At 45.6% G+C, this 801-nt stretch carries 1 rRNA gene; it reads right to left on the reverse strand.

What is annotated here, in order from left to right:
• Positions 1 to 642, reverse strand: a 23S ribosomal RNA gene (locus tag PAND9192_RS20370); the annotation flags it as partial.
• Positions 643 to 801: the final 159 nt, after the last annotated feature.

Raw genomic sequence — 801 nt, forward strand, 5'->3', positions numbered from 1 at the left:
ATTCGCCCAGTTAAGACTCGGTTTCCCTACGGCTCCCCTAAACGGTTAACCTTGCTACTAAAATTAAGTCGCTGACCCATTATACAAAAGGTACGCAGTCACCCAACAAGTGGGCTCCTACTGCTTGTACGTACACGGTTTCAGGTTCTATTTCACTCCCCTCACAGGGGTTCTTTTCGCCTTTCCCTCACGGTACTGGTTCACTATCGGTCAGTCAGGAGTATTTAGCCTTGGAGGATGGTCCCCCCATGTTCAAACAGGATATCACGTGTCCCGTCCTACTCGATTTCACTAATAAAGCGTTGTTGGTTACGGGGCTATCACCCTGTATCGCGGCACTTTCCAGAACCTTCACCTAACGCTGAACTAACTTAAGGGCTAATCCGGTTTCGCTCGCCGCTACTACCGGAATCTCGGTTGATTTCTCTTCCTCGGGGTACTTAGATGTTTCAGTTCCCCCGGTTCGCTTCATTAACCTATGTATTCAGTTAATGATACTAGCTTATGCTAGTGGGTTTCCCCATTCGGAAATCCCAGACTCAAGTGGCTTTTACTGCCTAATCTGGGCTTATCGCAAGTTAATACGTCCTTCATCGCCTCTGACTGCCAAGGCATCCACCGTGTACGCTTAGTCACTTAACCATACAACCCCAAGAGGTCTTGTATGTTCAAACAACCAAGGTTTGCGTTTAATAATCCGATCAAGAAAATATTAAACATTGGTTTTTCGCCGGACTCATTTATTTGTCTTCACTTTAAAAAGTGAAAGCAAACACAGACACTTGAATGTGTATGTTTTGA

It is taken from the genome of Photobacterium andalusiense (genome assembly GCF_900185625.1).
Classification (GTDB): domain Bacteria; phylum Pseudomonadota; class Gammaproteobacteria; order Enterobacterales; family Vibrionaceae; genus Photobacterium; species Photobacterium aquimaris.